Below are 22,813 nucleotides of genomic sequence, written 5' to 3'. Positions count from 1 at the left end.
CAGTGAGGATGGACCAGTGAAGCTGCAATGGCGCTATTTTCTGCTGGCCGTGGGTTTTTTCACGCGGCTGCCGGTCCCGGCGTTGCCGGATTTTCAAGAGGCTGAGCTCAATCATGCTGCCAGGTATTTTCCACTGGTTGGGTTGCTGGTTGGTTTAATGGCAGCCGTGACTTGGTGGCTGGCAAGTTGGGTCCTGCCACCTGCGTTAGCCGTATTGTGTAGTATGGCCGCCACTATTTATGTGACAGGGGCCTTTCATGAAGATGGCCTGGCCGACAGTGCGGATGGTCTGGGTGGCGGTATGGACCGCGCAAGACAACTGGAAGTCATGCAGGATTCCCGTCTAGGCAGTTATGGGGCGATTGCACTGGTAGGCGTGCTGCTATTCAAGTTCCAAGCTTTGTCCGCGCTTACCCCTGCAATCTTGCCGTTTGCCTTGATCGCTGCGCATGCCCTGAGCCGCCTGGCAGCGGTTTATATCATGGCGACTACAAGTTATGTGCGGTCTGCCGGTAAATCCAAGCCACTCGCAACGACGCTGCCACGGCAAGATCTGTGGTTAGCCAGTGCGTTTGGTTTACTGTGCTGGTTGGGCTTTGCCGCGATGCTGGGTGTGAATCACTCGGCAATGGCTGCGATTAGGTTTCTGCTTGTCACAGCGCTGCCGGTGCTGGGTATCTGGTGGTGGTGGCGTCGCCTGATTTTGCGAAACTTGCAGGGCTACACCGGCGATACGCTGGGAGCAACCCAGCAATTGACCGAGGTGGCATTTTATTTGGGCCTGCTGGCCTGGGAGCATTTCGTATGAGGCTGACACTGGTCAGGCATACCAGTTTGCAAATTAACGAGGGCATCTGTTATGGCCAAAGCGATATTGACGTTTCCATCAACTTTGCCAGTGAGCTGACGCAACTAAAGCAAAAACTGATTCATGAGCAGGTCGATGCGGTCTATAGCAGCCCGCTCCAACGCTGCAGCAAGTTGGCACATGCGCTCGGCTTTGATGACATTTTGCACGATGAGCGACTAAAAGAACTGCATTTTGGCGATTGGGAAATGCAATCCTGGAACGATATTCCACGGGAATTATTTGATGTGTGGGCGCAGAACTATGCCGAACTGGCGCCTCCCAATGGTGAAACCTTTGCAGGTTTGCAGCAGCGAGGCATCGATTTTTTGCAGGAAGTGCAGGCGCGCCATCATGGCCAGCATGTGTTGGTCGTGACCCATGGCGGGATGATACGCGCCTTGATTGCACATGTGCTGAACATGCAACTCAAAGGCCTTTTCCGCTTTCATGTGGATTACGCCAGCCTCACGCGGCTGGATCTGTCGGGAACGATTCCAAAGGTGGAGTTTGTAAATAGGTAGTTGATCAGAGGTGTATGCCAGAAGCTTAATTGGCTTCATATAAAGAAATCATTGCACTTGCCCCGTTCTAAAGATGGGCCACCACACTAATCGAATGAACATCAATGTATACGCCAAAACATTTTTCTGCTCCCAGTGATCAAGCGTTGCACGATTTAATGCGGGCATACCCGTTCGCTACCCTGGTCATCCATTCCGCCGATGGGATCAATGCACATCATCTCCCGTTATATCTGGATGGCAACAGGACATTAAGCGGTCACGTTGCCCGTGCAAACCCTTTATGGCAAGAGGCGGCAAACGCTCAGGAGGTGCTCGTGATCTTTCATGGGCCCAATGCCTATGTTTCGCCTTCGTGGTATCCCACCAAGGCCACCGGTAGGGTGGTGCCGACCTGGAACTATGTGGTGGCACATGCGCGTGGCAAATTGCGTGTGATCAATGATGTGCACTGGTTACGTTCACATCTTGAAGCGCTGACTGCCCAACACGAGGCCCCCTTTGAGCAGGCATGGCAGTTGGGCGATGCGCCTGCAGACTTTATTGCTCAATTGATGCAGTCAGTAGTGGGCATTGAGATCGAAATCACACAATTGACCGGCAAGTGGAAGGTAAGCCAGAATCAGCCGCTGGAAAATCAACAGGGTGTGATGTATGGCTTGAAAAGTACGGCTAACACGCAAGCCAGCGAAATGGCAGGGATCGTGGAAACGATTAATCGCTTAAAGACTTAATCGCCAACGTCAGTGCATCATTCAGTCTATCCCAATCCTGGGTGGATAGTAGTCCGAAGCGTAAGGCAGCTGGTGCGGCAAAATAACGCGTCCACACCCCATATTTGGCCAGCACTTGATGCAATCGCAGACTTTGAGGATGCGGCACATATTGAAATAAATCTGTGCCTCCAGTCGGAGTGAGGCCATGCTGGCTGAGCAATTGGGACAGTTGCGCTGATTGCGCTGGCAACTCAGCACGCATGTGTAGTTGCCACGCATGATCGGCCAGCGCCAGACTCGCGATATATTGGCTTGGGCCGGTCACTGACCACGGACCCAGCCTTGATTCAACTTGTGCCAGGGCTGTCGGCTCACCCAGTAAAAAACCAACCCTGAGTCCGGCCAGGCCAAAAAACTTGCCGAGTGACCGTAACACCCATAAGCCCGCTTGTCCGGTATGGCTGGCCAGGCTGTGTTGTGGCGTAGTGTCCATAAAGGCTTCGTCCACCACCAGCCAGCCACCACGCGCTGCCAATTGCGCATGCCAGTCTAAAAGCGTGTCGGTTGCATATAAATGCCCGGTGGGATTGTTTGGGTTGCACACCAGCAATACGTCCGACTGTTGCAGGATATGGTTGTCGGGTGTTTGTTCAAAAAACTGTATCTCATGCCCTGTGCGTTGCCAGGCATGGGCATGTTCCTGGTACATGGTGCGGGGCATGGCCACGCGGCAGGGCGGGCGTAAAGTGGGCAGCACTTGCAAGGCGGCTTGTGAGCCTGCGCAGGCCAACACGTGTTGGCAGCCATAATAAGCGCGGGCTGCCGCATGCAATGACTCAGTGACCGGCGGCAGGCGTTGAAACAGTGATGGCTCCAGTGCCGGAATTGGGTAATGTTGCGGATTAATGCCGGTGGAGATATCCAGCCAGTCTGCCAATGGCCTGCCGTATTGCTGCGCGGCCTGCTGTAAATTGCCGCCGTGTTCAAGCATAGGTCATCGCCCCAATGAGGACGGCAACCACCAGCCAGCTCAGCATGCCATTGCGCACCAGTTGCAACGCCCTGGGAATATCTTCAGCCGTTGCTGCCACTGTTGTGCCGAGGCGTGGCCGTTCATGCCATTCACCGAGATAGCGCGCCGCGCCGCCTAGTTGCACATTGAGTGCGCCCGCCCCTGCGGACATCACAGGGCCTGCGTTCGGGCTATCCCATAACGGCGCTTGTGTTTGCCAGGATTGCCAAGCCAGTGATGTCTGGCCGAGCAACGCGTAGGTAATGGCCGTGAGCCGTGCCGGGAGGTAGTTCAGTACATCATCCAGCCGCGCGGCGGCCCAGCCAAAATAATAATAACGTGAGGTTCTATAGCCCCACATGGCGTCTAGCGTATTCACCAAACGATAGGCGAGTGCACCGGGGCCCCCAGCCACAAAGAACCAGAAGAGGGCACCAAACACACTGTCGTTGCCGTTTTCCAGCACCGACTCGATGGTGGCGCTCACGGGTTCTATCGCCTCCACATCGCGGCTGACCATATACGAGGTGGCGCGTTGTGCCTGCGCAAATTGCCCCGCTTGCAAAGCCTGATAAACAGCCAGGCCATGCTGGCGCAAGCTACGGTGACCAATGGCAAAATACAGGCAATACATATGGAGTGCGAGCGCCAGCCAGATGGATAATTGCATGAGCAACACAACGATAAAGAGGAAAGGCAATACCAGCAGGATGACACCAACCAGCCCCCAAAGGTATTGGCTGCGTAATGGCTGCCAGGGTAAAGGGTTTAAGCGCTTTTCAAGCTGCGACACCAAGTTGCCAAACCCGACCAGTGGATGCCAGCGACGGGGTTCACCCAGCCAGGCATCCAGCAGCACCGCGCCACAGGCAAGCCCGGCGAGTGTGAGATAATCGAATGATGGATAAACAGGCAGTGAAAACATTAATGGTTCAGGGCACCACGTCGGATGCCGGTAAAAGTACGCTGGTAGCTGGATTGTGCCGCGTATTGTACCGCAGCGGGGTGGCGGTGGCGCCATTCAAGCCGCAAAACATGGCACTGAATGCCGCAGTGACTGAAGATGGCGGCGAGATTGGCCGCGCGCAGGCGGTGCAGGCGATGGCCTGCGGATTACCGCCACATACCGATATGAACCCGGTCTTGCTCAAGCCTAACTCGGATACCGGTTGCCAGGTGATTATTCAGGGAAAGGTGGTGGGCAACCAGGAAGCGAGTACTTACCACAACTACAAAAAAACAGCCATGCAGGCGGTGCTGCAATCCTTCCGACGCTTGCAGCAGCAGTATGCATGCATTGTGGTAGAAGGTGCGGGCAGCCCGGCCGAGATTAACCTGCGCGCCAACGATATTGCCAATATGGGCTTTGCCGAAGCGGTCGATTGCCCGGTGATCTTTGTGGCTGATATTGATAAAGGCGGCGTGTTTGCACACCTGGTCGGCACATTGGCCTTGTTATCCGAAAGTGAGCAGGCCAGGGTAGTGGGGTTTGTGATTAACAAATTCCGCGGTGATATTGCCCTGCTGCAACCAGGACTGGATTGGCTGGAAGATCGCACCGGGAAACCTGTGATTGGTGTGCTGCCTTATATGCATGACCTGCATCTTGAGGCTGAAGATGCGGTTGCAAACAATCGTGCTAAAAAAACCGATGTTCAGTTGACGGTGGTTGTCCCTGTATTGCCGCATATCGCCAACCACACTGACTTTGATGCCTTGCGCCTGCACCCGCAAGTAGACCTTCAGTTTGTACGCTTGAGCGAGCCTGTGCCAGCGGCTGATTTAATCATCCTGCCCGGTAGCAAAAATGTGCGTGGTGACCTGGCTGCCTTGCGTCAACATGGCTGGGAGCCCTTGATTGCTCGCCATTTACGTTACGGTGGCAAAGTACTGGGGATTTGCGGCGGCTTTCAGATGCTGGGCCAGCAGTTACATGACCCCTTGGCCATTGAAGGTGAGGCAGGCAGTAGCGCTGGCCTGGGCTGGCTGGCCATGGAAACCACACTGGAACCGCACAAGCAGCTCAAACAGGTTTCTGGCAAGCTAGCCTTTGCCGAGGCGGCGGTGCAAGGCTATGAGATTCATATGGGTATCAGCCAAGGGCCCGCTTTGCGGCACTCCGTACACCTGATAGACGGGGTGGCTGAAGGTGCATTGTCTGAAGATGGTCAGGTGGCAGGTAGTTATATCCATGGCCTGTTTGACCATCCGCAAGCTTGCGCCGCCTGGTTGCAATGGGCAGGTTTGCCTGAACAAGTGGCTTACGATTACACCCAGTTGCGCGAGCAGAGCCTGGATAAACTGGCAGACAGCGTGCTGCAGCACTTCAACTGGTCAGCACTTGCCCCTTACTTTCCCAAAGACTTTATGCCAGCTTAACCAGCAACCACCTTAATGGTCTGCTCAAACGCCTGCACCACTTGCCCGGCGCGGATTTTGGCGGTTTTTCTGCGCTCGATGGCGCCATCTACCTTGATCAGACCTTCGGCCACCATGGACTTGCCCTGGCCACCGCTATCGGCCACGCCTTCCAGTTTAAGCAAATCACAGAGTGCGATATATTCGCCTCTCAATTGAAAAGTCGTCGTTGCCATGGTGTTTCCCTTCAATGCCTGAAACAGTCATTTTAAGGCTTGTTTGTTTCTGGCGGTAAATTCACTTCCAGTGTCAGCGAGGCATTCTGGCTTTCCCACAGGGTTTCATTGAGCTGGTGATGCACCGTTACAAACAGGAAATTCAGTCCGGCTTTATGCGGTTTGAAGGTAAATTCGCCTTGCTGATTGGCGTGGATATTGGACGCCCTGACGTTTTCAACATCGTAAAGGTCTTCAATCCGGTGTTTGCTAAAGTGCTCGTTATCGGTGACTACGATAATGCGGGCGTTCGGCACCGGCTTGCCATTTTCCAATACCTGTAAGCTGAGTTCCCAGCCCAATTGCACTGCATTTGGCGAGGTCAGAGGGATGATCTCCAAGCCTTTATTCAAAGGTACGGGCTTGTATTTTTGTTGCCCTTTGAAAATATAAGTATCGGCATAGCTGTAGTAATTCATGGTGGTCGGCTTACCGCTGACCCGCTTCATATCCGCTGCAAAATACAGTTTTTTATCAGGCGTCTCCACCGCCTTATAAACAGGCCCTACACGCTGGCCGGTGCTGATACGGTAGGTGCCTTCTTCCTTCAGTTCAGGTTCCAGGTAGACAGCAGCCTTTGTTTTGGCGACAGGTTTGATTGCTGTGATGATGCCTTGCGGTGAGGTGATTGTGAAGTTAGGCGAGTCCATGGCAAAGTCGGCTTGGAACGGGAACTCGGTAAACGCAGATTCAATGGTCAGGCGGTGATGGGTGACATTGAACTGGTTAGGTTTTAAAAACGGTACATGCGCCTCGGCAGCCAGAGTGGTGATTAAAACAATAAGGGCGAGGGAAAACTTTTTCATGATATTTCTTTCTTGTTATTTAAGCTTCAACGGCAATCCTGCCGCAACAAAGCTGACGTGATCCGAAATTGCTGCCACATGCTGGTTTAAGCGGCCTTGCTCATCCTGGAACTGGCGGTTGATTTCACCGAGCGGGACAATGCCCATGCCGACCTCGTTACTCACCAGAAATACGTGCGCCTGTAGCTGTGGCAGCGCGGCCAGCAAGGCCTGTTTTTCCGCCTGCCAGTTCAGCCGTTCAGGTTTTTCACAATCTGGGCAGATGCACTGTGCCAGCCACAGGGTTAAACAATCGACAATCAGGCAGGTTTCAGGTTCGTCGTTATCCAGCAAGGTCTGCCCCAGGTTGAATGGCGCTTCTACCAGTCTCCAGTAAGGCGGGCGGCGGGTTTTGTGATGTTCCACGCGTTTGGCAAACTCATCGTCATAGACCTGCGCGGTGGCAATATACGTGACCGGCATCTCAAGCACAGAGGCCAGGCGCTCGGCGTAGGCACTTTTGCCACTGCGGGCGCCGCCTAAAATCAAATGGGTGCTCATGTGTCGCTCCTTTGCTGTTGCCAGCGTTGCATGATGGCTTGCAGTTGCGGCAGGCCTTCGCTAAATAGCGCGGGGCCAGGCTGCAAGATATCAACCGATTTGATTTCGTAAACATGCCCGTCGCGGACCGCAGGTATGGCATGCCAGCCCTCGCGTGCTTTGACTTTTTCTGGCTGAAATTTCTTGCCACACCACGAGCCTATGATGATATCCGGTTGTCTGGCCAGCACTTGTTCTGCCGTGACTGTGCGGTCACGTGCGCTATGAAAGGGGCTGAGTTCGGGGAAGCAATCTTTGCCCCCGGCGGCGGTGATCAATTCAGCCGCCCAGCGGATACTGCACATCATGGGTTCATCCCATTCTTCAAAATACACTTTGGGTTTGCGCGTCCAGGTGGCCGCTTGCTGCCGCGCAGTTGCCAGTTGTGCCTGGTAAGTGTCTACCAACTGCTGTGCCTTGCTACTGGCGCCGACCAGATCGCCGACGGTCAATATCATCTGCAAGGTATCATCCAGGCTGCGCTGGTTAAACACGTGCACTTGGCAACCGGCTTTGATTAGTGAGGCCGCGATCACAGCCTGCAAGTTAGAGAAACACAGCACCAGGTCTGGTTGCAGCGCCAGGATTTTCTCAATATTGGCACTGGTAAAGGCACTGATTTTGGGTTTTTCTTTACGCGCAATCGCAGGCCGTGTGGTGAAGCCAGAAATGCCCACAATACGGTCTTGCTCACCGAGCAGGTAGAGTACTTCGACGGTTTCAGTGGTCAGGCAAACAATGCGCTCAGGCCAGCGTTTCATGGTTGCCTCTCGTTATTTTGCCAGCCGTTTTCCATCAGCATGTCAGCCAGCGGTTTTTCTGTGGTCCAGCCTTCTTCGACCAGCATGGGTGATTTGTAAAACGTATTCACATAGCCCAGGCACAAAATCGCCACTGGTTTGGCGCCTTCTGGCATATTCAATAACTGCGCCAATTGTTGTGGGTCAAACAGGCTGACCCAGCCCATGCCTATGCCTTCTGCACGTGCAGCCAGCCACAAGTTTTGAATTGCGCAGCTGACCGAAGCAAGATCCATTTCCGGTAATGTACGACGGCCAAAAATATGTTTTTCGCGCTGGTCGCACAAGGTGGCGACCAGCACTTCGCCGCAATCGAGGATGCCTTCCACTTTAAGCCGCATAAACTCGGCCATGCGGTCCGTGTCGTCAAATTCACCAATCGCTTGCGCTGTAAATTTGCGCTCTTCATCGACCAGTTTGTGGATGGAATGGCGCAAAGTGGCATCGCTAATGCGGATAAAACGCCAAGGCTGCATGAGACCGACACTCGGCGCGTGATGGGCTGCCTGCAATAATTTTTGCAGTAACTCGGACGCAATCGGCGTCGGCAGAAAATGCCGCATATCGCGCCGCTCGGCAATCACTTTGTAAATGGCCGCTTTATCAGCCTCAGAATAAGCAAAACTCATGGCAGGAAAAATTGTGCAGCCAGTGCCGGGTTCGATGGAAAGTAAAAGTGCAAAAAGCTGGCGGTGATGCTTCCTTGTTTATAGACCGGCTCACCGGCACCGTATTTACCTTTGCCTTGTGTGATCACTGGCAAGTTGGTTTCAAAACGGCCATAGTGAAAAGTATGTGCGCCTATGGTGGTTGTATCAGCACCCGCTGCTGGAAACGTTGCATGCTGTGTGCCCAGGCCTTGCAGTTTGGGCTGAGTTTCTGCACTGCCGGGGAGCAGGCCGAACACAGGCTGACCATTCAGTGTTTCACCCAGTGCGAGCATGCCGCCGCATTCTGCCAGTATGGGGGTGCCGGTGTCTGCTGCCGCCTGCAACCCATCCCGCATGGCTGTATTGTCTTTTAATTGTTGCAGATGCAGCTCTGGGTAGCCACCAGGCAGCCAGTAGGCATCTGCGGCGGGTAATTGCGTATCGTGCAGCGGCGAGAAAAAACTGATATCTGCACCCATGGCTTGCAGCAAATCGAGGTTGGCCTGGTAGGTGAAACAGAAGGCAGCATCTTTGGCTACGGCTATGGTTTTCCCTTGCAGCAATGGCGGGATGTCTTGTTTTTCTGGTGCCGCGAAATCCACTGCCGGTGGCAATGGCAAGTCTGGCCCCAGCAGTTGCGCGGCGGCTTCTATGCGGAGGTCAATATCGGCAATTTCCTGTGCCAGGTGCAAGCCCAGGTGGCGCTCTGGCAGGCTCAGTTGGGCATCATGTTTCATGGCGCCCAGCCACGGGATGTCAGCTGGCAGCGCTTCTTTAATCATATTGGCGTGGCCATCACTGCCCACCTGGTTGGCAATGACACCTGCGCGTTTCAGGGCAGGCCGGAAACCGTACAAACCGTAGGCGACTGCTGCACAGGTCTGTGCCATGGCTTTGGCATTGAGTACCAGTGCAACCGGGATGCCAAAGTGCTCGGCAATATCCGCACAAGAAGGCTTGCCATCATACAAGCCCATGACACCTTCAAGCAGAATGACGTCATTTTCTTGGGCGGCTTGATACAATAACCGTTGCGCATCGGCTTCGCCACACATGCCAAGGTCGAGGTTATACACCGGATTGCCAGTGGCGACTTGTAAGATCATGCCGTCGATAAAATCTGGCCCGCATTTAAACGCCTGCACGCGTAAGCCGCGGTTACGGTACGCACGAGCGAGTGCAGCGGTGGTCATGGTTTTCCCCTGGCCTGAAGCCGGGGCGGCCATCAGCATGGCCGGGCAGCTTGCGGCAGTAGATTGCATTACAGGTCTATCCCAGCCTGGGCCTTGATGCCTGCACGCCAGGCGTGTTTGACGTCGATGAGTTCAGAAACGGTGTCGGCAGCATTTCTTAAGGCTTCAGATGCCCCGCGGCCGGTAATCACCACGTGCTGCATGGGCGGACGCTTTGCAATCGCGTCCAGCACCATTTGCTCGTCCAGGTAACCGTATTTGAAGGTGTAAGTCAGTTCATCCAGCACGATGAGATTGATGGCAGGGTCTTGCAGCATCTGCGCCACAATTTGCCAGCCGCGCATGGCGGTTTCGGTATCGCGCTGGCGGTCCTGGGTGTTCCAGGTAAAGCCTTCACCCAGCACATGCCAGGTCACGGCAGGGTGCTGGCGGAAAAAAGCTTCTTCGCCAGTATCCGAACGGCCTTTGATAAATTGGGCGACACCGACACGCATGCCGTGGCCCAGGGAACGTGCCACCATGCCAAAGGCAGAAGAACTTTTGCCTTTGCCGTTACCAGTGAGGATGAGTAGCAGGCCTTTTTCCTGATTGGCCTGCTCGATTTTTTCATCAATGACTGCTTTCTTGCGGATCATGCGCGCCTTGTGGCGGCTATCGCGGTCATCGGTTTCCATGATGCATTAGGCGTTTTCGCGAACAGAGCGCTTAGCCATGCCAAACACTACATGCGCGATCAGTGCCACAACGACCCAGAACGCAATCGCTTCTAATTGTTTAGGGAAATATTTGACCAGACGAGGTAAGAACTCGGCAAAAGTTGGGTCAGGGTAACGGCCCCCAAAGAAGTAGAAACCACCGCTTGAAAACAACTCGGCAATCGCGGATGCAACCACAGTTACACCAGTCAGTTTAAACAGGCTGCTGACTGCCCAGGTGGTATTGTCTGCCAGCCCGCGACCCGCCAGCCACATCGTGCCATAAGCCGGTAACAGGAAGCCATAAGCTGGAGTCACACAGAAATTGCTCACGCCGCCCCAGGTCACCGCTGCCATATCCAGGCCAGCGCACAAAGCCAGCAATGCCACGAACAGGATGGTTGAGCGCAAGTAATAGCCAGCAATAAAGAACGCTGCGTAAGACGCACTAGGTAAAAAGTCGATAGAAGCAAAGTGATGACCACGTGTGACGATAACCATCAGTGCAATGACAAATGCAATTGCCAGCGATTGAGTTGAAATTTTACTTGGCATGCCAACGACTCCAAAATTAAGATTAATTACAAGGGGTGAATTTTAGCCCAATTCGATCAGGCTTGGGCAAAATCCACCAGTTCAGGTTTATTGCATGTCGTAGTTCAGGCTCACAAAAATATTGGTGCCCATTGTGTTGTAATCTGGAGCATTTGGTGAGAATGAACTTTTTGTAGTGGCCAGCACGTAATCTTTATCTAGGATATTGTTGGCTCGCGCCAGAAGTTTCCAGTGATTATTCAGTTTATAACCGAGTGAAGCGTTGACCAGAGCATAGCCGCCTAGTTTGAAGTTGTTTTCTGCATCGTTATAGCGTTGCGAAGCAGCAGAGACCTCGGTGCCAATATCCCAGTCGCCAGATTTGTATTGCAGTTGCAGATTGCCATACCGCTGACTTCTTCTAACAAGCAAATTATCTGTGGCATCGTTGCGTGGGGACTGGATGGTTAAGTTCCCTGATAATTGCCACTGAGGGTTCAAAACGATGCTGCTTTCAGCGGTGATCCCTTTAATTTCTACCTTTCCTGAATTTGTTGGACAGAACCCTGCAAAACTACAACCTGATGTCGCAGGACCTGCATTCTGGATCAGATCGCGAACATGGTTTTCAAATACTGTCAGCTTGGCCTGAATAGAGGAGGTTTGATAACGTAGGCTTGCTTCAACGTTATCTGATTTTTCTGGTTTCAGAACTGGGTCGCCAAAACTTGGAAAATACAATTGGTTAAACGTAGGGGCCCTGAATGCCGATCCATATTGAGCAGTGATTTGCCACTCGGGTGAGATTGTGTAGCCATAACCTACACCACCGGTGACGTAGTTGCCATATTGAGTGTTGTGGTCTTCACGTGCTGAGAGTTGAATGCTGTGGGCTTCGTGATTGCCAACGAATCCCAGCATAAAGCCGTCGTTATTGCGTGTTTTATCTATACTTTGAATGCTATTAGAAAAAGTCAGGACATCTTGTTCCAGTCTATCGTAGGCAAAGGTCAATGTGCCAAACGACAGCGTATAATCATGTTGCCAGGTAATCTGAGTCTGTTCTGAGTCGAATTCGCTACGACTACTCACGCCGTTTAAGCTGAATGAGCGCTCGCGACCAACGCCATATTTCAGTGTGCTCGTCCAATGCTCAGTCAATTGATTTTTAAGTGTTGCACCATAGGCTTGTTGGTTGGTGGTGGAGTAATTGCGATAGCCATTGTCAAACTGGTTTTGTCCATCAGACTCCATAAAACGTAAACCCAGGTTATGGCCTTCGGCAAATTCGAGGTCCGCATAAGCTGTGCCACTTAGATTGCTGTAGCCATCGCGATCACGATCAATCGCTTGTGTTGGACGTTTTTTGGCGGAAATACCTCGAGTGTCATAACTGCTCATTTGGGCACCAAATTGTAATGCTTGATAGCGGCTGTCAAATCCTGCGCTACCCGTGTAAGTGTCGTAACTGCCAGCGCCTATATTGCCGTAAAAGAGTGTTGTATTTGTTTTTGTGCGACGAGTGAAAATTTGAATGACACCGCCAATGGCATCAGCGCCATATAGGCTTGAGGCAGGGCCGCGCAGAATCTCGATTCTGTCTATCAGCGCCAAAGGCAGGTTTTCAAATGCAGTCGTGCCCAGCGTGGCTGAGTTGATACGCAAGCCATCTACCAAGACAACAACTTGTTCTGCATTGGTGCCGCGTACAAAAAGACTGCTGGCTGTTCCCATGCCGCCATTCGTGGAGATTTGCAGACCAGGCTGTAATCTCAGTAAGTCCGGCAGGGAGCTACCTTTCATTCTGTCGATTTCTTCACGCGTTACTACCGTAATATCACCAGTCGCTGTTTTTGTTGAAACCGGAATTCTTGCGGCGGTAACATTGATCTCGTCTAGAGCCAGTGCGGCGTGATGAGATGCGTTTTCAGAAAAAGCTTCTTGTGCCAAAGAGATGGCAGGATATAGGGCAATGAGTCCCAAAATGATTTTTTTATTCATATCTGTTTCCGATAATGCATGCGACCCCGCATGCAGAACACTTAAATTGGAAACCGTAGATGTGTTTTAGACTAGAAGGATAATGGCACTTCATACTCAAGTGCCTTTTATTATTAGAGTCACCGTCACCCCGCGGTATTTCCATACGTTTGGTTGCTAGGCCGGTCTCCGGGCTTGCAAGTTTTGATCTATCGCCTTCCCAAGTTTGAACTCAGTGGCATGTGGATAGACCCGCACTTGCTTACCGTTGCGGGGGCAGCACAGGCATTGTGAATGACTTCACGCACCTGTTTCCCAGTTTCACCTTTGTCTGCAAGAACGCAGACGCGGGCACCTGACAACTTGGGGCATTTTAGTCTAAAGGCTGCTCATTGACTAGCAAGTGAGTCTTGCAGAGCGAGTCATACATTCTTAATTTACTTTGAAAAAATGCGCTTAGCTATTGACCACACTCGTTTTTTTAAAAGATAATGGGCTGATGGATGCCGATTTGAAAAGTCTTGAAGAGCGTGTCACCAAGTTGGTTGCTTTGTGTGGGCAGCTGCGTGACGAAAACGTGGAGTTACGTCAGGAGGTGACACGTCTGCATCAGGAGTCGCAATCACTTAAGTTGAATATGACGCAAGCGAGTGTACAGCTTGAGAGATTACTGTCGGCATTGCCTGAGGAAGGTCGTTAGTCATGGCTTCCAATCCTATCGATATCGAAATCATGGGCCGCGCGTTTAGCGTGACCTGTACCGATGAGGAGCGTGACAGTTTGTTGCAAGCTGTCGGCTACCTGGATGGTAAAATGCGTGAAATTCGCGACGCTGGCAAAATGGTCAGTGTTGAGCGTATTGCGATTATGGCGGCACTGAATATCACGCACGAGTTGCTGAATACGCGCAGTGGTGGCGTGGATGTGGGTGATGTGAAAAAACGCATTACCGACATGCAGCAGCAGATTGATGATGTGTTGTCCGGCCAGCACAAGTTATTGTAATCCGCTTCATTTCACAAATTTTTCATCGTCATTTTTACTAAATGACGTATCATAAAAATACGGTGTGCTAAGGCGTTGCCTGAGTCAAAAATTCCTTGAACTAGTCTTTGTTATAGGTTTCGGCTCATCAGGTGCTGTGAGATTGCACTAAGTTGGGTAGTCTTTTAAGACGCCCTTGGCGTGTGAACCTAATGTACCTTAGGCTGTTACCACCTGAACTTTTTGGTTCAGGATATACGGCTCAGGTAACCCCTTAGCACATCTTTTCTTTTTCAACGCAATGCGTGATACATCAGGTCGGCCAGGCTAACCACTTCCAGGCAACTTTCATCGCAGGATTCCAGAATCACAGGCGGGGCATAACCCGCTTCACTGGCCTCAAGCCAGCGTCTTGCGCACAGGCACCAGCGATCCCCCGCTTTCAGCCCGGGGAAACCATATTCTGGCACTGGCGTGGAGAGGTCGTTGCCTTGTGCCTGTGAAAAAGCGAGGAACTCATCAGTCATCTCGGCACACACGGTATGCCGGCCTAAATCTTCCGGGTGAAATCCGCAGCAGCCATCACGCGTAAAGCCGGTGAGGGGTTGCATGCTGCAAGGAATTAGAAGGGTGCCAAGAACGTTTTTTGTCATGATTGTCAGCTGTACTGTAACTTGGTTTATGATACTGGCATTTTTCAGACATAAGAAGGTTTTCACGCATGGCGCGTTACTGGTTGATGAAATCCGAGCCCTCGGATGTTTCTATTGATGATTTGGCGGGGTTTCCCAACCAGACGGTGGACTGGTATGGGGTACGAAATTACCAGGCGCGTAATTTTATGCGTGATCAGATGAAAGTCGGCGATGGTGTGCTGTTTTACCACTCTAATTGTGACGAGCCAGGCATTGTGGGGATCTGCGAAGTGAGTCAACTGGCTTACCCGGACAAGTTCCAGTTTGTAGAAGGACATAAGTATTTTGATCCAAAATCCACACCAGAAAATCCGCGCTGGGTGAATGTGGATGTCAAGCTGGTGCGTAAAACGCGATTGCTAAGTTTGAAAGAGATGCGTGAAATCCCTGAACTGGCTAATATGCGCACCTTGCAAAAAGGAAACCGTTTATCGATTACACCCGTCGATCCCAAAGAGTGGGCAGTCATCACGACGCTACTGGGTTCATGACCCTAGAAACAGTCGCGTTTCTTAACTTGCAAACGAGTGACCAGGACAGAGCGCATGAATAGACCACGAAAACGTGCCGTATTGTATATCCTGATTGCCGGGTTCCTGATTGCTTTTGTCGGCGCATTGTTATTCATCTGGATTTACTTTTCCAGCATGCGCGAGATGCACCAGACCACGCGGAAACTCTATGAATACCCTTTTGCAGTGGGAAACGCAGCCCTCGCACTGGAGGCTGATCTCTACCAGATTCGCAGTCACCTTCTGTATGTCACACTGATCCAGGCAGACCGCCAACAACTGGCAAACGCTGAGGCATTGATTGATGCATGCGAGCAACGAGCTCAGCAGAAGATTGTAACCATTGCCCGTAGTTACTCCCGTGCCCCCCAACAGGTCATGCAACTCAAACAGCAGCTTGCCTTGTTGGGAAATGTTCGTGAGCAGGTGTTGCAAAAGCTCTCCGCTGCTCGTTATGCTGAGGCTAACCAGCTGATTGAAACCGAGTGGACCGCCCGCTTTGCCAAAGTGGCAGGTCTAAACGAGATTATCCTCAAAGATGCTCATCAGCACGCAATTGAGTATGTCAATGAGAGCCAGCAGCGTCTGGAACAGCATACCAAGCGTGGTTTAAGTTATGCCGCCTTACTTCTGAGCCTCTTTCTTGGGGTGGGAGCCTTTGTTGCCTGGCGTATCTATCAATTACATATTGAGGCTGACAAGTTTGCCTTTACCGATTTTTTGACAGGCATTGCCAACAGGCGGCATTTCATCCACGAGCTTGAATCTGAAATCCGGCGCAGCCAGCGGTATGAGTTGCCGTTCTCATTTGCAATGGTAGACATTGACCATTTTAAAAAAATCAACGATCAACACGGGCATCATGCTGGCGACCTGGTGTTGCAGAACTTTTGCCTCAAGTGCGTCAACGCTTTACGTACCAGCGATATTGTCGGCCGCCTGGGTGGTGAAGAGTTCGGCATCCTCATGCCGATGACAGATCTGCATGAAGCGGCACGCGTGATTGAGCGTTTACGCGCCGAGATTGACCATAGTGTCATGACTGGTCATGGAGAGAAAATCCATTATACGGCTTCGTTTGGCCTGGTTTCTACATCTCAGCTAGGTGAGCAGCAAGGCATGGCGCATTTGATGAAAATGGCGGATGTAGCACTCTATACAGCCAAGCAGCAAGGCCGTAACCGCGTATTTATCGCACATCCTTGAGTTTTTAAATGCGTATCAAGTGTGGTGATTGAAATAGGGAATCTTTTCCTGCTGCTTTAGTCTGTTCGGAAATGTCTGCAAAAAATATTAATGCGATAAGAGGAGGGTGGCTTGCCAGTTTATTGGGAATGATGGTCACGGCATGCAGGCCAGTTGCAATATTGAATGCCATGATTCCCAAGGGGCAGATGGCGGTCGTACCGGATATTCCTTTTGGAGGCTTGCCTCGGCAAAAACTGGATATCTATCGACCTCGCTTGCTTTCCGGTAACTTACTCCCGGTAGTCGTGTTCTTTTACGGCGGCAGCTGGGACTCGGGGAGCAAGAATGACTATTTGTTTGTGGCAGAGGCACTCACCGCGCAGGGATATCTCACGGTGATCGCCGATTATCGTCTTTACCCAGAAGTGAAGTTTCCCCAACTGATGCAGGACCCGGCACTCGCATTCCAGTGGGTTAAGGAGCATATTGCTCACTATCATGGCGACCCGCAACGTGTATTCATGATGGGCCACTCTGCAGGAGCGCACTTGGCAGTGATGCTGAGTCTGAATGCAGAGTACCTGGCTGCAGTGGGCTTGCAGCCGGATGCGATTGCTGGAACGATTGGGCTGGCAGGCGCTTACGATTTTCTTCCTTTGACTTCAAATCGTTTGAAAGCCATTTTTGCCCCAGCCGAGCAAGAATGGATCTCTCAACCCATCCATTTTGCCAATGGACACAACCCGCCGTTGCTTTTGCTCACCGGCACGGCAGACGACACCGTTTGGCCCAGAAATTCAATCAATCTGGCGCATGCTGTTGAAACCAAGGGCGGCCAGGTCCAGCTTATTACCTATCAAGGATATGACCATGTGGATATGATTGCCAAACTGGCCAGGCCGTTGCGTGGAAATCAGCGTTTACTACAAGATGTGGTGAACTGGTTGCGCATGCGCGGTGGCTAGTCTGGGGTCCTGATCACTCACGCAGAGTCTGCATCTGTGTTCGGTATTGTGCAACTGGTTATTATTCTCTATTGCTCACTGTCGCCATCCCATCTCTTGTGCTAACTGGGGCTAGACCCTGTCATCATCGGTTTTAAGCTCTGAAAAAGCAACATTTCTGCGTCTGTTTCGGTGTTAGCTATTTTTGCGCATCCACTTTAAACCTCGAATGCCTCCTGGTTGTGCGTCCATAAAGGGTAGTGCACTTTTATAGTGCGATTTTGGGCTGCATCACCGCTAGAAAACTCTCTTGCTCACTCCGTTATATCCATGAAAATAAAGTTATTTTGTATTTAGCACATTGATTATTAATGATTATTTTTTATTTTGGCATTGCTTTTCCAAGCGTTTTTAACGTGCGGAAAAGCCAGCTCCATGGTTGGAATACGTCTTGCTAAAACAAGCTTGAACAGCTTTCCAACTTACTTAATGCCCATTGGGTCATTGCCCCGGGCGCCACGGATTGGAGCACAACATGACGAAGTTAATGATCGGATTATTGTTAGCGTGCTTAAGTGTACCGCTGATGGCGGAACCAGCCGATGGACTGGTTCAGGATTTGAACAGTCGTGTGTTACGCGTGCAAGTTGGCCTGAAAAACGGTCAATATGGTTTGGGCTCTGGCGTGGTGGTCGCTGAAAACCAGGTAGTAACTAACTGCCATGTGGTTGCGAATGCCAGCAGTATCAGCGTAGTGAGTGGCGGGGCGGCTTATCACGCAGTCGGCGTCAAGCCAGATTGGGAGCACGATGTCTGCATGCTGCAAATGGAAGATTTGCCTCTGACGCCAGTGACCATGAAATCTAGCCGTGAGCTTAAATATGAGCAACCTGTATTCACCATTGGCTACCCAAGTTTTGTCCCTGCACCAGTGAGCACCAGCGGTGTCGTTAAGGGCCTGTTTACCATGGATGATTCTGTCATCGTGCGTGCGACCAGTACCTTTAGGCAGGGAGCTAGTGGCGGTGGCCTGTTTGATGACAGCGGCGCATTGGTTGGTTTGATTACGCTTAAAAGCCCAGGTAAGGACGCCTATTACTACTATATGTCAGTCGATTGGATCCAAGCATTGATCAGCAAACCGGCAGGACCCATTGTAGTGAAGAGCGAACTGCCATTCTGGGGCAAACCGGCTGCCGAGTGGCCTTACTTTATGAAAGTGGTTTTTCCCTACCTGCACAAAGACTGGAAAGGCCTCAAGGTGATTGCAGAGCAATGGACTGCGAAAGAGCCACAAAACACCGAGGCCTGGTTTTACCTGGCCGCTGCAGAGTATGAAACAAAGGATTTCACCACTGCTGAACAACATCTGCACCGTGTGATCAGTATGAACGACCAGCATAGCCAGGCTTTTTACTACCTGGCGATGATTGCTGAAGCCAGTGGTAATCATGGCGAGGCAATGGCGCGAGTAGATACATTAAGCCATCTGGATACTGAAAAGGCAGAAGAGCTTAAGGTAGCCATGAAAAGCTTGCCATGAATATTTCGTAACGAGACCATCAGCTCAGGGATAATCAGTCAACTAAGTATAAGTATTGAGCAATAAAAAAGCGCCCAACCGGGCGCTTTTGCTTTAAATCACTTTTGAATTACATCTATGCGAATTTAATCCAATATTGCAATCGCTTAAGCCACTGCCATGTCGAGTTCTTCAACATGGTAGTAATGTTCATCATCCCACAAGGTAAAGTCTTGTGCGGTATATATCGCTTCCTGAAAATGATGAAAGGTTGCGATGCAATGGTTCTCTTCATCCATTACTTGATACATCGTCATGCGAACCACCTTTCCTAATCTGTTGTCTTGAGTGTTGCTGTGATGACATCATGGCATAGGTGTATGACAATGATTTTGCAGAGTAACAGGGAGGAATGACGTCAGTTTATAAATTCACTTATCACACCCGATTTAGCGGTTTATTTACGCGGGAATAATCCCTTTGTTTAAAGTTTGCCAGCGCTGGCTTTTTTGTAAAATGCCAGGGTTAGCGTATAATCCGCAACTTCTGAGGAACGCTGCGAGAGTCATTCGGCTCCCAGGCTCAGAGCATTTGCTGCAAAGCATCTTAACGGCGTTCACTTTTCACTGTGCGAGCACGGAAAAAAGGTGAACAAACGTTTCCCCGGTTCTTATGAACATTTCCTGCTCAGTTTTCATATTTTTTAAGGATTGAAACATGAATACTGTAGCTGATATCAAAGATTACGTTGTTGCTGATATGTCATTGGCTGGCTGGGGTCGCAAGGAGATTGCGATTGCCGAGACTGAAATGCCAGGCTTGATGGCGATTCGTGAAGAATATGCTGCTCAACAACCGCTCAAAGGCGCCCGTATCACTGGCTCCTTGCATATGACTATCCAGACCGCTGTACTGATTGAAACCCTGAAGGATTTGGGTGCTGAAGTGCGCTGGGCTTCCTGTAATATTTTCTCTACCCAAGACCATGCTGCGGCTGCGATTGCTGCGACCGGGACTGCCGTATTTGCCGTCAAAGGTGAATCACTGGAGGAGTACTGGGATTACACTCACCGTATTTTTGAATGGACTGACGGTGGCTACTCCAACATGATTCTGGATGATGGTGGTGATGCGACTTTATTGTTACACCTGGGTACTCGTGCTGAAAAAGATTTATCTGTGGTGGCCAATCCGACCTCTGAAGAAGAAATCTGTTTGTTCAACGCGATTAAAGCCAAGCTGAAAACAGACCCAAACTGGTACTCCGTGCGTTTGGCTGCAATCAAAGGCGTGACCGAAGAAACCACCACTGGCGTGCACCGTTTGTACCAAATGCACAAAGAAGGCAAGCTGGCCTTCCCGGCGATCAACGTCAACGACTCTGTCACCAAGTCAAAATTCGACAACCTGTATGGCTGCCGTGAATCATTAGTAGACGGTATCAAGCGTGCGACTGACGTGATGATCGCCGGTAAAATTGCCGTCGTAGCCGGTTACGGTGACGTGGGTAAAGGTTCTGCACAGGCTTTGCGCGCGTTGTCTGCCCAAGTGTGGGTGACTGAGATTGACCCGATTTGTGCCTTGCAGGCAGCCATGGAAGGCTACCGTGTCGTTACCATGGATTATGCGGCTGAGCATGCCGATATTTTTGTCACAGCCACCGGTAACTACCATGTCATTACGCATGAGCATATGGCCAAAATGAAAGACCAGGCCATTGTGTGTAACATTGGCCACTTCGATAACGAAATCGATGTTGCCAGCATTGAAAAATACCAGTGGGAAGAAATCAAGCCACAAGTGGACCACGTCATTTTCCCTGACGGCAAGCGTATTATCCTGCTGGCAAAAGGCCGTCTGGTCAACTTGGGTTGCGGTACTGGCCACCCAAGCTATGTCATGAGCTCAAGCTTTGCCAACCAGACGATTGCGCAAATCGAGTTGTTTACGCAAACCAGCAAGTATCCGGTAGGTGTTTACACTTTACCTAAGCACCTGGATGAAAAAGTGGCGATCTTGCAATTGAAGAAACTCAATGCACAATTGACTACTTTGACGGATGCACAAGCAGCTTATATTGGCGTGAACAAAAACGGCCCATACAAGCCAGATCATTACAGATACTAAACCGCGGTATCCACACTTGGAGCCATCGCCAGATGTCCTGGCGATGGTTTCGGTGTACACTCCCCTCACATCATCCTGAGGAGTCAACATGTTTAGATTGCTAGTTGTCTGGGTTTTGAATGCAGTCGCGCTGATATCAGTCACCTACCTGGTGCCTGGCATTCATGTGGCGAACTTTAAAGCGGCATTGGTGGCAGCCTTGGTGATTGGCCTGGTCAATGTGTTGATTAAACCGCTGTTGGTTATTCTGACCTTGCCCATCACCTTATTGACGCTGGGCCTGTTTATACTGGTCATTAACGGACTGCTTTTTTGGGCGGTGGGCAATTACCTGGAAGGTTTTTCGGTCAGCTCTATCCTCATCGGCGTGGTTGGTGCACTGGTCTACAGTCTGATTTCGGGCGTGCTCAGCGCGATTGTCGTGGATGGCAAGGATTAAATGCTCAGCCAGCTGGCGTCGCGTCAAGCGCAAATAGATAAAGATTAAACAAGTGAATAATAATATCTCTTACAGTTTTGAATTCTTCCCGCCCAAGACGGTAGAAGGCATGGCCAATCTGCGCAATGTGCGCAATGAGCTGGCGGCATTTTCACCCGAATTTTTCTCGGTCACTTTTGGCGCAGGTGGCTCCACGCGTGACCGTACCATGGAAAGCGTGCTGGAAATCCAGGCGGAAGGCCATGGGGCAGCACCTCATATTTCCTGTATTTCCTCTAGTAAAGAAGAAATTCGTGAGTTATTACAGGCTTATCAAGCCAAAGGCATCAAGCGACTGGTCACCTTGCGCGGCGATATCCCTTCAGGCGAAGTGAGTGCTGGCGATTTTAAATATGCCAATGAGCTGGTGAGTTTTATCCGTGCTGAAACCGGTGACTGGTTTCACCTCGAAGTGGCGGCTTACCCTGAGTTTCATCCGGAAGCAGGTTCTGCACAAAAAGACCTGGAAAACTTCAAACGTAAAATCGATGCCGGTGCCGATTCTGCCATTACGCAGTACTTTTACAATATGGATGCGTATTTCCGTTTTGTGGAAGCGGCGCAAAAAATGGGTGTTACAGCGCCTATCATTCCCGGCATCATGCCGATCTACAATTACACGCAGCTGGCGCGTTTTTCCAATGTATGTGGTGCAGAGATTCCACGCTGGTTGCGTTTACGTCTGGAAGCTTATGGTGATGACTTGGCTTCATTACGTGCTTTTGGCGTGGATGTAGTCACCGATATTTGCGCCAAGCTGATTGCGTCTGGCGTGGATAAAATGCATTTCTATACGCTGAACCAGGCTGGCATTATTGGCCAGATTATCCGGCAACTGTAACCATAAAAAACAAAAGCGCGCCCTGATTATGGTCGCGCTTTTGTTTTTTTGAAGCATACGCTTATTGCAGTGAAAGACCTTGCGGGTTAAACAAGGCATCTTCGACAAACAGGTAATCCTGTTTACGGGTCTCGTCCCACAACACCATCATCGTGATCCAGCGGATATCTTCCATACTCAGTGTTTCCTGTGGCAGCACCATGGCGCGGTCAATAATCAGGTCGCGCTCATAAGCCGAGATGATGTTGCTTCTTTGCAGCAAGCCCAGGAAATTCAGGCTGTCGTCATTAATCTTGCTGCGTTCCATATCGCAGAAAACGCGGATTGCCGCTGGGTCCTGCTGGTATTGCGGTTGTTGTACCGAGCGGCGCAGATCTTTGACCCAGTCCACCGCGTGCAAGATATCCTGATGGTTAAATCCAGCCTGGGATAGCTCGTAAGCCATGATGGTTTCGTCTGTTTCTTTCAGCTCCAACGCATCATGTTTGTCCCAGTAATTTTGATAAATAAATATCAATACTTCCAACATGTATATAGTCTCCTCAAATACGCT

Annotated in this window: 28 protein-coding genes and 2 riboswitches; of the genes, 13 read left to right on the top strand and 15 right to left on the bottom strand. The window is 51.0% G+C overall.

What is annotated here, in order from left to right:
- Nucleotides 1–16: 16 nt before the first annotated feature.
- The 3 genes from F463_RS0109185 (at nt 17) to F463_RS0109175 (ending at nt 2,105) form a co-directional block, all read left to right on the top strand.
- Complete coding sequence (locus F463_RS0109185) at nt 17–808, top strand: adenosylcobinamide-GDP ribazoletransferase (RefSeq protein WP_018986786.1); 792 nt, start codon at nt 17–19, stop codon at nt 806–808.
- Nucleotides 805–1,371 (top strand): alpha-ribazole phosphatase, encoded by a 567-nt coding sequence (gene cobC, locus F463_RS0109180; protein WP_018986785.1) that lies wholly within the window; start codon nt 805–807, stop codon nt 1,369–1,371. The genes F463_RS0109185 and cobC overlap by 4 nt, the downstream gene beginning before the upstream one ends.
- Before the next feature lie 104 nt (nt 1,372–1,475).
- Nucleotides 1,476–2,105, top strand: a complete 630-nt coding sequence (locus F463_RS0109175) for an FMN-binding negative transcriptional regulator (RefSeq protein WP_018986784.1) — start codon at nt 1,476–1,478, stop codon at nt 2,103–2,105.
- Here F463_RS0109175 and cobD read toward each other — a convergent pair.
- Both cobD and cbiB read right to left on the bottom strand, forming a co-directional pair.
- On the bottom strand, nt 2,086–3,078 hold the full coding sequence (gene cobD, locus F463_RS0109170) for a threonine-phosphate decarboxylase CobD (protein WP_018986783.1): 993 nt from the start codon (nt 3,076–3,078) through the stop codon (nt 2,086–2,088). The two genes, F463_RS0109175 and cobD, sit on opposite strands and share 20 nt — an antisense overlap.
- Nucleotides 3,071–4,024, bottom strand: coding sequence for an adenosylcobinamide-phosphate synthase CbiB (gene cbiB / locus F463_RS0109165; protein ID WP_018986782.1), 954 nt, complete (start codon nt 4,022–4,024; stop codon nt 3,071–3,073). Before cbiB ends, cobD begins: the two co-directional genes overlap by 8 nt.
- 2 nt (nt 4,025–4,026) lie before the next feature.
- Here cbiB and F463_RS0109160 point away from each other — a divergent pair, with 2 nt between their 5' ends.
- Nucleotides 4,027–5,478: a cobyric acid synthase gene (locus tag F463_RS0109160; protein WP_018986781.1), complete on the top strand. Its 1,452-nt coding sequence runs from the start codon at nt 4,027–4,029 to the stop codon at nt 5,476–5,478.
- Here F463_RS0109160 and F463_RS0109155 read toward each other — a convergent pair.
- The 9 genes from F463_RS0109155 to F463_RS0109115 all read right to left on the bottom strand — a co-directional run bounded on the left by F463_RS0109155 (nt 5,475) and on the right by F463_RS0109115 (nt 12,990).
- The gene (locus F463_RS0109155; protein ID WP_018986780.1) at nt 5,475–5,693 is read right to left on the bottom strand and encodes an RNA-binding S4 domain-containing protein; all 219 of its coding nucleotides are present in this window, start codon (nt 5,691–5,693) and stop codon (nt 5,475–5,477) included. The two genes, F463_RS0109160 and F463_RS0109155, sit on opposite strands and share 4 nt — an antisense overlap.
- A 32-nt stretch (nt 5,694–5,725) precedes the next feature.
- Nucleotides 5,726–6,538: a DUF4198 domain-containing protein gene (locus F463_RS0109150; protein ID WP_018986779.1), complete on the bottom strand. Its 813-nt coding sequence runs from the start codon at nt 6,536–6,538 to the stop codon at nt 5,726–5,728.
- 15 nt (nt 6,539–6,553) lie between these two features.
- Nucleotides 6,554–7,078 (bottom strand): bifunctional adenosylcobinamide kinase/adenosylcobinamide-phosphate guanylyltransferase, encoded by a 525-nt coding sequence (gene cobU, locus F463_RS0109145; protein WP_018986778.1) that lies wholly within the window; start codon nt 7,076–7,078, stop codon nt 6,554–6,556.
- Complete coding sequence (locus tag F463_RS0109140; RefSeq protein ID WP_018986777.1) at nt 7,075–7,878, bottom strand: cobalamin-binding protein; 804 nt, start codon at nt 7,876–7,878, stop codon at nt 7,075–7,077. Before F463_RS0109140 ends, cobU begins: the two co-directional genes overlap by 4 nt.
- Nucleotides 7,875–8,546, bottom strand: a complete 672-nt coding sequence (gene bluB / locus F463_RS0109135; protein ID WP_018986776.1) for a 5,6-dimethylbenzimidazole synthase — start codon at nt 8,544–8,546, stop codon at nt 7,875–7,877. Before bluB ends, F463_RS0109140 begins: the two co-directional genes overlap by 4 nt.
- On the bottom strand, nt 8,543–9,829 hold the full coding sequence (locus tag F463_RS0109130) for a cobyrinic acid a,c-diamide synthase CobB (protein WP_018986775.1): 1,287 nt from the start codon (nt 9,827–9,829) through the stop codon (nt 8,543–8,545). Before F463_RS0109130 ends, bluB begins: the two co-directional genes overlap by 4 nt.
- On the bottom strand, nt 9,829–10,434 hold the full coding sequence (gene cobO / locus F463_RS0109125) for a cob(I)yrinic acid a,c-diamide adenosyltransferase (RefSeq protein ID WP_018986774.1): 606 nt from the start codon (nt 10,432–10,434) through the stop codon (nt 9,829–9,831). The genes F463_RS0109130 and cobO overlap by 1 nt, the downstream gene beginning before the upstream one ends.
- A gap of 6 nt (nt 10,435–10,440) precedes the next feature.
- Nucleotides 10,441–11,010: a hypothetical protein gene (locus F463_RS0109120; RefSeq protein ID WP_018986773.1), complete on the bottom strand. Its 570-nt coding sequence runs from the start codon at nt 11,008–11,010 to the stop codon at nt 10,441–10,443.
- An 87-nt stretch (nt 11,011–11,097) separates the two neighbouring features.
- Nucleotides 11,098–12,990, bottom strand: a complete 1,893-nt coding sequence (locus tag F463_RS0109115; protein WP_018986772.1) for a TonB-dependent receptor domain-containing protein — start codon at nt 12,988–12,990, stop codon at nt 11,098–11,100.
- 142 nt (nt 12,991–13,132) lie between these two features.
- Nucleotides 13,133–13,343: riboswitch (cobalamin riboswitch) on the bottom strand.
- 89 nt (nt 13,344–13,432) lie between these two features.
- Here F463_RS0109115 and F463_RS0109110 point away from each other — a divergent pair.
- Complete coding sequence (locus tag F463_RS0109110; RefSeq protein WP_018986771.1) at nt 13,433–13,669, top strand: hypothetical protein; 237 nt, start codon at nt 13,433–13,435, stop codon at nt 13,667–13,669.
- Between the two features lie 2 nt (nt 13,670–13,671).
- Entirely contained in the window at nt 13,672–13,974 is a 303-nt protein-coding gene (locus F463_RS0109105) for a cell division protein ZapA (RefSeq protein WP_018986770.1), read from the top strand.
- 272 nt (nt 13,975–14,246) lie between these two features.
- Here the strand turns inward: F463_RS0109105 and F463_RS0109100 are convergent, their stop codons facing one another.
- Nucleotides 14,247–14,606: a DUF2237 family protein gene (locus F463_RS0109100; protein WP_026295462.1), complete on the bottom strand. Its 360-nt coding sequence runs from the start codon at nt 14,604–14,606 to the stop codon at nt 14,247–14,249.
- Nucleotides 14,607–14,674: 68 nt separating this feature from the next.
- On the opposite strand from F463_RS0109100, the gene F463_RS0109095 reads away from it, so the two are divergent.
- Nucleotides 14,675–15,139: an EVE domain-containing protein gene (locus F463_RS0109095; RefSeq protein ID WP_018986768.1), complete on the top strand. Its 465-nt coding sequence runs from the start codon at nt 14,675–14,677 to the stop codon at nt 15,137–15,139.
- Nucleotides 15,140–15,193: 54 nt separating this feature from the next.
- Complete coding sequence (locus F463_RS0109090; RefSeq protein ID WP_018986767.1) at nt 15,194–16,366, top strand: GGDEF domain-containing protein; 1,173 nt, start codon at nt 15,194–15,196, stop codon at nt 16,364–16,366.
- Nucleotides 16,367–16,370: 4 nt separating this feature from the next.
- Here the strand turns inward: F463_RS0109090 and F463_RS15025 are convergent, their stop codons facing one another.
- Complete coding sequence (locus F463_RS15025; protein WP_018986766.1) at nt 16,371–16,538, bottom strand: RNA-binding protein; 168 nt, start codon at nt 16,536–16,538, stop codon at nt 16,371–16,373.
- A 16-nt stretch (nt 16,539–16,554) separates the two neighbouring features.
- Between F463_RS15025 and F463_RS0109085 the strand changes: the two genes are divergently transcribed.
- Together F463_RS0109085 and F463_RS0109080 are read left to right on the top strand one after the other, a co-directional pair.
- Entirely contained in the window at nt 16,555–17,313 is a 759-nt protein-coding gene (locus tag F463_RS0109085; RefSeq protein WP_245545200.1) for an alpha/beta hydrolase, read from the top strand.
- 514 nt (nt 17,314–17,827) lie between these two features.
- Complete coding sequence (locus F463_RS0109080) at nt 17,828–18,835, top strand: S1 family peptidase (protein ID WP_018986764.1); 1,008 nt, start codon at nt 17,828–17,830, stop codon at nt 18,833–18,835.
- 146 nt (nt 18,836–18,981) lie between these two features.
- Here F463_RS0109080 and F463_RS14980 read toward each other — a convergent pair whose 3' ends face one another.
- Complete coding sequence (locus F463_RS14980; RefSeq protein ID WP_154650038.1) at nt 18,982–19,131, bottom strand: hypothetical protein; 150 nt, start codon at nt 19,129–19,131, stop codon at nt 18,982–18,984.
- Between the two features lie 225 nt (nt 19,132–19,356).
- Nucleotides 19,357–19,439: riboswitch (S-adenosyl-L-homocysteine riboswitch) on the top strand.
- Between the two features lie 92 nt (nt 19,440–19,531).
- Here F463_RS14980 and ahcY point away from each other — a divergent pair.
- The 3 genes from ahcY to metF all read left to right on the top strand — a co-directional run bounded on the left by ahcY (nt 19,532) and on the right by metF (nt 22,260).
- Nucleotides 19,532–20,941 carry an adenosylhomocysteinase gene (ahcY, locus tag F463_RS0109070; RefSeq protein WP_018986762.1) on the top strand — a complete coding sequence of 470 codons (1,410 nt, stop codon included), beginning with the start codon at nt 19,532–19,534 and terminating at the stop codon, nt 20,939–20,941.
- Between the two features lie 88 nt (nt 20,942–21,029).
- A complete protein-coding gene (locus tag F463_RS0109065) occupies nt 21,030–21,380 on the top strand; it encodes a phage holin family protein (RefSeq protein WP_018986761.1) in 351 nt (116 codons plus the stop codon).
- Nucleotides 21,381–21,432: 52 nt separating this feature from the next.
- Nucleotides 21,433–22,260, top strand: a complete 828-nt coding sequence (metF, locus tag F463_RS0109060) for a methylenetetrahydrofolate reductase [NAD(P)H] (RefSeq protein WP_018986760.1) — start codon at nt 21,433–21,435, stop codon at nt 22,258–22,260.
- Between the two features lie 61 nt (nt 22,261–22,321).
- On the opposite strand, the gene F463_RS0109055 is transcribed toward metF, so the two are convergent.
- Nucleotides 22,322–22,789 carry a Smg family protein gene (locus F463_RS0109055; protein WP_018986759.1) on the bottom strand — a complete coding sequence of 156 codons (468 nt, stop codon included), beginning with the start codon at nt 22,787–22,789 and terminating at the stop codon, nt 22,322–22,324.
- Nucleotides 22,790–22,813 lie beyond the last annotated feature (24 nt).

The sequence above is a fragment of the Methylophilus methylotrophus DSM 46235 = ATCC 53528 genome (genome assembly GCF_000378225.1).
Taxonomy (GTDB): domain Bacteria; phylum Pseudomonadota; class Gammaproteobacteria; order Burkholderiales; family Methylophilaceae; genus Methylophilus; species Methylophilus methylotrophus.
Note: the sequence above shows the minus strand (reverse complement) of the source record. Positions and strands in the feature narration are given on the sequence as shown.

Bases quoted from the DNA above. Each gene is read 5' to 3' on its own strand.
- ahcY (WP_018986762.1), top strand. From the start codon at position 19,532: ATGAATACTGTAGCTGATATCAAAGATTACGTTGTTGCTGATATGTCA.
- F463_RS0109080 (WP_018986764.1), top strand. From the start codon at position 17,828: ATGACGAAGTTAATGATCGGATTATTGTTAGCGTGCTTAAGTGTACCG.
- bluB (WP_018986776.1), bottom strand. From the start codon at position 8,546: ATGAGTTTTGCTTATTCTGAGGCTGATAAAGCGGCCATTTACAAAGTG.
- F463_RS0109150 (WP_018986779.1), bottom strand. From the start codon at position 6,538: ATGAAAAAGTTTTCCCTCGCCCTTATTGTTTTAATCACCACTCTGGCT.
- F463_RS0109065 (WP_018986761.1), top strand. From the start codon at position 21,030: ATGTTTAGATTGCTAGTTGTCTGGGTTTTGAATGCAGTCGCGCTGATA.
- F463_RS0109055 (WP_018986759.1), bottom strand. From the start codon at position 22,789: ATGTTGGAAGTATTGATATTTATTTATCAAAATTACTGGGACAAACAT.
- F463_RS14980 (WP_154650038.1), bottom strand. From the start codon at position 19,131: ATGACGATGTATCAAGTAATGGATGAAGAGAACCATTGCATCGCAACC.
- cobD (WP_018986783.1), bottom strand. From the start codon at position 3,078: ATGCTTGAACACGGCGGCAATTTACAGCAGGCCGCGCAGCAATACGGC.
- F463_RS0109130 (WP_018986775.1), bottom strand. From the start codon at position 9,829: ATGCAATCTACTGCCGCAAGCTGCCCGGCCATGCTGATGGCCGCCCCG.
- F463_RS15025 (WP_018986766.1), bottom strand. From the start codon at position 16,538: ATGGCATTCAATATTGCAACTGGCCTGCATGCCGTGACCATCATTCCC.
- F463_RS0109100 (WP_026295462.1), bottom strand. From the start codon at position 14,606: ATGACAAAAAACGTTCTTGGCACCCTTCTAATTCCTTGCAGCATGCAA.
- F463_RS0109095 (WP_018986768.1), top strand. From the start codon at position 14,675: ATGGCGCGTTACTGGTTGATGAAATCCGAGCCCTCGGATGTTTCTATT.
- cbiB (WP_018986782.1), bottom strand. From the start codon at position 4,024: ATGTTTTCACTGCCTGTTTATCCATCATTCGATTATCTCACACTCGCC.
- F463_RS0109090 (WP_018986767.1), top strand. From the start codon at position 15,194: ATGAATAGACCACGAAAACGTGCCGTATTGTATATCCTGATTGCCGGG.
- cobC (WP_018986785.1), top strand. From the start codon at position 805: ATGAGGCTGACACTGGTCAGGCATACCAGTTTGCAAATTAACGAGGGC.
- F463_RS0109105 (WP_018986770.1), top strand. From the start codon at position 13,672: ATGGCTTCCAATCCTATCGATATCGAAATCATGGGCCGCGCGTTTAGC.
- F463_RS0109140 (WP_018986777.1), bottom strand. From the start codon at position 7,878: ATGAAACGCTGGCCTGAGCGCATTGTTTGCCTGACCACTGAAACCGTC.
- F463_RS0109155 (WP_018986780.1), bottom strand. From the start codon at position 5,693: ATGGCAACGACGACTTTTCAATTGAGAGGCGAATATATCGCACTCTGT.
- F463_RS0109085 (WP_245545200.1), top strand. From the start codon at position 16,555: ATGGCGGTCGTACCGGATATTCCTTTTGGAGGCTTGCCTCGGCAAAAA.
- F463_RS0109175 (WP_018986784.1), top strand. From the start codon at position 1,476: ATGTATACGCCAAAACATTTTTCTGCTCCCAGTGATCAAGCGTTGCAC.
- F463_RS0109160 (WP_018986781.1), top strand. From the start codon at position 4,027: ATGGTTCAGGGCACCACGTCGGATGCCGGTAAAAGTACGCTGGTAGCT.
- F463_RS0109115 (WP_018986772.1), bottom strand. From the start codon at position 12,990: ATGAATAAAAAAATCATTTTGGGACTCATTGCCCTATATCCTGCCATC.
- cobU (WP_018986778.1), bottom strand. From the start codon at position 7,078: ATGAGCACCCATTTGATTTTAGGCGGCGCCCGCAGTGGCAAAAGTGCC.
- F463_RS0109120 (WP_018986773.1), bottom strand. From the start codon at position 11,010: ATGCCAAGTAAAATTTCAACTCAATCGCTGGCAATTGCATTTGTCATT.
- cobO (WP_018986774.1), bottom strand. From the start codon at position 10,434: ATGGAAACCGATGACCGCGATAGCCGCCACAAGGCGCGCATGATCCGC.